Source organism: Sphingomonas sp. S-NIH.Pt15_0812 (assembly GCF_003951315.1).
Lineage (GTDB): Bacteria > Pseudomonadota > Alphaproteobacteria > Sphingomonadales > Sphingomonadaceae > Sphingomonas.
The window spans coordinates 1-5,936 of sequence record NZ_QLJH01000070.1 but is presented as its reverse complement, the minus strand read 5'-3'; the positions used below and the strand labels follow the sequence as shown (position 1 = coordinate 5,936).

6 protein-coding genes are annotated in these 5,936 nt (G+C 63.5%); 2 read left to right on the top strand and 4 right to left on the bottom strand.

The annotated features are described in order from the left end of the window. Window positions 1-761: hypothetical protein (locus BRX43_RS19680; protein ID WP_164523696.1), on the bottom strand; the 761-nt coding region annotated here is incomplete at its 3' end. Window positions 762-1,906: 1,145 nt separating this feature from the next. Here BRX43_RS19680 and BRX43_RS19670 point away from each other — a divergent pair. Both BRX43_RS19670 and BRX43_RS19665 read left to right on the top strand, forming a co-directional pair. After that, window positions 1,907-2,242 carry a TfoX/Sxy family protein gene (locus BRX43_RS19670; protein ID WP_125996751.1) on the top strand — a complete coding sequence of 112 codons (336 nt, stop codon included), beginning with the start codon at window positions 1,907-1,909 and terminating at the stop codon, window positions 2,240-2,242. A gap of 98 nt (window positions 2,243-2,340) precedes the next feature. After that, entirely contained in the window at window positions 2,341-2,760 is a 420-nt protein-coding gene (locus BRX43_RS19665; protein ID WP_125996750.1) for a DCC1-like thiol-disulfide oxidoreductase family protein, read from the top strand. On the opposite strand, the gene BRX43_RS19660 is transcribed toward BRX43_RS19665, so the two are convergent. The 3 genes from BRX43_RS19660 to BRX43_RS19650 are packed head-to-tail and all read right to left on the bottom strand — an operon-like array spanning window position 2,747 to window position 5,632. Beyond that, window positions 2,747-4,030: a cytochrome P450 gene (locus tag BRX43_RS19660; RefSeq protein WP_277600181.1), complete on the bottom strand. Its 1,284-nt coding sequence runs from the start codon at window positions 4,028-4,030 to the stop codon at window positions 2,747-2,749. The genes BRX43_RS19665 and BRX43_RS19660 overlap by 14 nt on opposite strands. Window positions 4,031-4,079: 49 nt before the next feature. Beyond that, window positions 4,080-5,342 (bottom strand): methyltransferase, encoded by a 1,263-nt coding sequence (locus BRX43_RS19655; protein WP_125996748.1) that lies wholly within the window; start codon window positions 5,340-5,342, stop codon window positions 4,080-4,082. After that, entirely contained in the window at window positions 5,339-5,632 is a 294-nt protein-coding gene (locus BRX43_RS19650) for a hypothetical protein (RefSeq protein ID WP_125996747.1), read from the bottom strand. The genes BRX43_RS19655 and BRX43_RS19650 overlap by 4 nt, the downstream gene beginning before the upstream one ends. Window positions 5,633-5,936 lie beyond the last annotated feature (304 nt).

The window sequence follows — 5,936 nt, the reverse complement described above, 5'->3', positions numbered from 1 at the left end:
AGCGGATCGGTACGCGCGAGCTGCAACGCCTCTTGCTCGGCCTGATCCCTCCGCCTGATCTCCGACCGGAGCTGCTTGCCGCGCTCGGCTGCGAGCGCCAGCCAGATGTAGGACAGCCCCGCCACGATTAGCACAGCGCCGGTGACCACTGCCACCAGCAGCCGGGTTCGCCAAGCTGCGGCCTCCGCATGGCGGCTGGCATCGGCGATCCCCGACGCTGCGATGCCCTTGATTTCGGCAAGCACATTATCGGCGTTTATGCGGAATGGTCGCAACATCGCCACGCTAGCAGCGAAGTTAATCTCAAGCATCGACGAAACGACTGTGACGGCATCGCTGTACTTGTGAAGCTCGACGCTGATCCGTTGGGCACGACGACGTTGGGCCGGCTCGAGGCCCTGTTTCAACACTGACAGATCAGCGTCAATCCTAGCGATGCGACCTTGGATTGCAGCAAGTTTTCTATTATTCGCAGCGTTCTGACCATTGGCTGCTGTATCAACCATAAGGCGGTATAGGTTTCCATCCTCATGGTCGAACCGTGCGGCCAGTTCGCTGAGCGCCACCGCAGTCTGCATGTCCCGGCTGACAATAAGGTTGGCAGTATGTTGGACATAGATCAGCGTCGTCAGACACAGTGCCACCGCCGAGACCAAAAGAACGACCACCGCCCGCGGTCCAGCGACCTGACGCGCCAGCGACACCAAACTGCAACGTTGCATCTTCGAGCCATAAGACACAGAGGGTTTCGGTGCGCTCATCCTTCGAGATGCGGTAGGCGCATAATCCTAAGGAATTTCTCAACGCCACTTCCTTGATGCGTCGCTACAGCCACTCGGGTGATGAGACCCAGAAGCGGACGTTCACGGCATCCTTAGCGGTCCACAAAACGGTCATCCATTCAGCTTCCGCGTTCCTTCCGGCTAGGTCGCAACCGTCGTCGCTTTGGAAATTATCGGTGGGACTTCAGCCCCTCGTTGGTCGTTTCCGCGACGATGCTCGCGACTTCGCGGGCTTGGAAGCTGAGGTCGCGCGTGCCTTGCTGGGGCGAGCCGGCGTGGCAGCAGGAGACTTTGGCTTCGGCTTCGGCTTGATTTTAGCTTTAGGCGCAGCTTGAGACCGAGCGACGGGCTGTGCTGCTAGCTCGCGACGAACCAATTTGATGACTTCACCAATGCCCTCAGCAACATTGACGAACGCAGCGTCGCTGCTCGACCAACGCTCGGGAGGGACGCCATCCTTTGGCAGCAGCTTGAACCGTGCTGCACTGGTCCGTTTCCAGCTGCACGGCTTCACCACGACCGCAACTACACGCATCAGCGCGCGAGCACGCCGGCTCATCGCTCGCTTATACTCGATGTTCCAGCAGTAGTTGCTGTCGAGGTACGCAGGACTAAGCAGTGCCACGAATATGTGGGCGCGCCGTAGCTCTCTCGCAATCGCCGTGTCGAGTTCTCCGCCTGACTCGATTCTTTTATCATGCCGGACCGATACGCCATCGTTCCGCCATGGCGCGAGATGAGTGTACAGCTTCTCCTCCGCCCTCTCGTCTTGGTGCGAGTAGGACACGAAAACGCGAACCTCAGGCTTTCCGGTCTCGTGCCCGAAAGACTTCGGCGCGTCGACCGAGTTGCGCCGCTTCCTTGGTCCGGAGGACTGTGCGACCGGCCTCTTCTTCCAGATTGGTGCTGCCATCAGCGGCTTATATCGGAAGCTTCGGAGCCGCCAAGCCGTTCATCCGTCGGCTTGAGAGAGCCCGGGTCCGTAATGTTCTTCGAAGACCCAATTGCAGACATTCAGCGACACTTTGACCTTTCCCGAAAGCGGCCGCTCGTTCATCGCGTTGGGGTCGCAGACTATGGTCGGCCTGTTGCTTGCGCCGAGGTTCATCTGTTACGCCTAAGACATGGCGACGCAGCAACGCACAGTCGATTACCTGCTCGAACAGGCTACTGGCGCCGGCACGCTGTCGGCCAAACCGATGTTCGGTGAGTACGGCGTCTATGTCGACGGCAAGATGATTGGGTCGGTCTGCGACGATCAGCTCTATGTAAAGCCCAGGGCATCAGGTCGCGCGCATGCCGAACCTACGTCCGACGCGCCACCCTACCCAGGTGCCAAGCCACACCTGCTGATCGAGGCTGACCGCTGGGACGATGCCGAATGGCTGGGTGAACTGCTTCGCGTTACGGCGGCTGAGTTGCCGACACCCAAGCCGCGCAAACCGAAGCGGAGCACGTGAGCGTCCGCTCAGTGAGGGTCAGGCGTTGCGGCTGTGGCCTGCGCTGGTCGGATGGCACTAGCGATAAGGTTGTGATCGGTGAACGGCTGGAAACCTGAATGGGGCATAGCCGTCCGACGCCCGTCCAAGTCGTTTTCGACACTCGCTGCGTGCTGTGCAGCAGATGGGTGCAGTTCCTGCTGCGGCACGAAGCGGACGATCGGCTACGCTTTGTGGGTGCCTGGTCGCCAACGGGTCTGGACTTGGCGGCGCGCCACGGGCTGGACGAGCAGGATCTGCAACGGACATACCTCGTTGTTCAGGACGGCGTAGGCCTGACACGCTCAGATGCCGGCTTGGCGCTGCTGATGCACCTCAAGGTGCCATGGCGCTGGTTGCGACTGTTTCGGATCGTGCCGCGCCCAATCCGCGACGTCGCCTATGACCTGGTCGCGCGCAATCGGTATCGCTGGTTCGGCACCACCAAAACCTGTCTGATCCCCGGACGGGAGACACGCCATCGGTTCACGCTCGACTGATCTCCACGCGGCGCCAAGTCATCGGTAGGCCACCCCGAGGGCGGAGCGAGAACTTGGGATCGGGTTCGGGTACAGCTGGCACCGCCACGGGCTCCCACCGTTGCAGGATCGTCGCGGCCACCACGCACGCCTCGACCAGCGCAAAGTTCTGCCCGATGCAAACCCTGGGCCCCGATCCGAACGGCAGGTAGGCATGGGCCGGCCAGGACGGTGGGCGTAGGAACCGGTCTGGGTCGAAGCTGTTCGGTTCGTCGAACCAGCGCGGGTCACGGTGGAGCGTGAACGGCACGACCTGCACGAGGTCGCCCCCGCGGATCATGGTATCGCCCAAGTTGACGTCCTCAGTCGCCTGACGCAGGAACAGTGAATAGGCTGGCGGCCACAGGCGCAGCGTCTCCGCGATCACCGCCCGTAGCAGCGGCAGCGCTGCGACGTCGTCTACGCCCGGCGGCCGGTCGCCGAATGCTGCGACCTCTCCGATCACGCGGGCGCGCCAGGCAGGATATTGCACCAAGGCGAGGAACAGCCAGCTCAGCAACGCGCCGGACGTCTCGTGCCCGGCAATCAGCAGGGTCATGGCATCATCGCGCACGGGGATGTGTTCGCCGCCATGCTGCTCGACCAACATGGACAGGAGGTCGCCACGGTCGCCAGGTTTGTCGATGATCCGGCGTCGCACCAAGTCGCCTACGACGTGGTCCATCAGCGCCATCGCACGGCGCTTGCGCGCCTTGGACGGCAGCGGCAACCAGTCGGGCATGACGAAAGGCACAGTGCTTTCGTGGAACGCGGTATCCGACAGGACCTGGATTGCGCGCTCCACCTCGTCGCCGTTCGCCAGTGGCTCGGCACCGAACAAAGTGCCGGTTGCGATGTCAAGCGTTAGCCGCGCCATGACGGCGTCGGTATCCACGGTTACGCCCTCGGGACGGCCAGCGCGCTCGAAGCGGGTGCATAACCGCTCGGCATGGCTCGCAGCGGTCGCAGCATAGTCACGCACCCGTTGCGTGCGAAACGCCGGCTGGACCTTGCGGCGGCGGTCGCGCCAGCGTTGCCCTTCGGCAACGATCAGACTGTCGCCGTTCCATTGAGCGATGACCCCGGTCAGCTTGCGGAAGCGGATGAACGAAGCTGCGCTAGCCACCAGTACGCGTTCCACATCGTCTGGGTGGAAGAGCAGCCAGGACCTATACGGACCCAGCCGCAAACTCACCCGATCGCCGTGCCGCGCGCGCATGTCGGCATAGAAGCGCAACTGGTCGCGCCGGATGCGCCACAGATGGTCAGCTCCTAGTAACAGCGTATTGAGCGAACGGGGTTCAGGCAGCGGCCCCCTCCCAACGAAGCACGCGCGACCTACGCAGACATTGCAGCGGGAGCGCTACGAGCAGCATCGCAGCCCCCACAAGCGCCCAGCCGAAATGCACGTGACCGAGTACCTTGCCGCGCGCCGCCAAGCCCACGAACACGCGGTCTTCGCCCGGCTCGTGATAGCCGAAAGGCACGCCAGGCGTCGCCAGCACATCCAGCGAGACGGTGCCGCGCGGAACGAGCCACCGCACGAACCCCGCCTGCTTCAAGCAGGCGGGATCGTAGGCCAGGACCGATGCCTGCGCGAACCAGGGTCGCCAACGGGGCCGCCACTCACCGACATGGGCGCGGTATTCAGGCCAGCCGTCCGGAAAGCGCCGCAGCAGGTCGTGGCGATGATGCCAGCGGACCATCCCAATCACGAACACCCATGCCATGATCGCCGCCGACGCCACCCACGCGTTGCCCAGCACCGCGCCTATCACGATCCAGGTGGCGGCCGTGCAGGCCTGCATAGGGTTGGTCAGATAGGCGAACACGCCTGCGCCCACGAGCCGCCTGGTGGGGTCAAGGGGGATCGCCGTGCCTTGCCCATGGATCGCGAACATCTGTACGGCCGAGAGGCCCAACACCATCAGCGGCAGGCACAGCAATGCTCCCACCGCCATACGCCAGGGTTCGATACCACCCAGCCCCCACGCGCCACCCGTCGCGTGCAGGATCAGCGATGGGATGACCGCGAACGCCAGGCAACCGTGCCCGACCGCCAGCAGCGCCGCCCGCCGGGGCAGGTGAACGTCGCGCGCCGTCCAGCGGGCGAGGTAGAGGGCCGGCAGGTGGGCGACTGCGAAGACGAGCAGCACGCCTCCCACCCATCCCTGCCCTGCCACGACCAGCGGCGCGAGCGAGGAAAAGACCGTGCCGTGAAGGCCGACCACGATCGGTAATACCAGCCACACGGGCGCGACATCGGGGAAGGCGAGGAACAGCACGGGTCCGAACAGCAGCGCGCCTCCCACCCATATGTCAGCAGGTAGCCCCTGCAGCATCAGCACGTCGTCGCCATAACGCCAGTACCCGAGTCGCATCGCAAGCATATGGGTCGCGAAGATCAAGCCAAGACCATACAGAAAGGCGAACAGCGCACCGATCATCATCCGCTTGTTGCCACGACGCCACCACCCGAGCAGCAGGACGGCCACGAGCGGCCCTAGGAAAAGTGCCCATCTGAGCGCCCACATGAGCGGCAGCGGCAGGTCGAGCGCGATCATGCGACGACGAGACGCGCTAGGGGTTCGCGCAGCCGGCGCGGAAAGCGGGTCTCGAACAGCTCCACCACTAGGAACACGACCGGAAAGCCCAAGGTCAGGTACAAAGCCACGACTGGCAGGACGATGACAAGCCACAGCTGGATCATGGCGCCGACCCGCATCAGCAGGCCTTCACGAGTGCGGGTGGGCGGCAGCAGGGACAAGATGACCAACAGCATGGCCGGTAGGACCGCACCGAACGGAAACGCCAGCAGCGGGGAAGCGTGGCCCGCTTGAAGCGAGCTAATCATGACGGCAGCACGCCAGGCGAGTGCAGCCGCCAACAAGCCCCAAGCCGCGCGTCGGGCGGCCGCCCTGATCCGGTATTCTGATCCCATCGGACACCATCTATGCCACAAGGCTTGGCGTCACGTTACCACCGCCGAAGATCACAAGCTTGGAGACCCATGTCCGGTCAGTCACGCCCGCTAGAGCGGGATGACGTGGGGCTGAATCGATGGGGATTTCCATGGAGGCGCTGATCTGATTCAAGGGCAGGCTGGCGGAGGAGGCCGGTCTGCATGGCGAAGCCGTATTCGATGGACTTGCGCGACA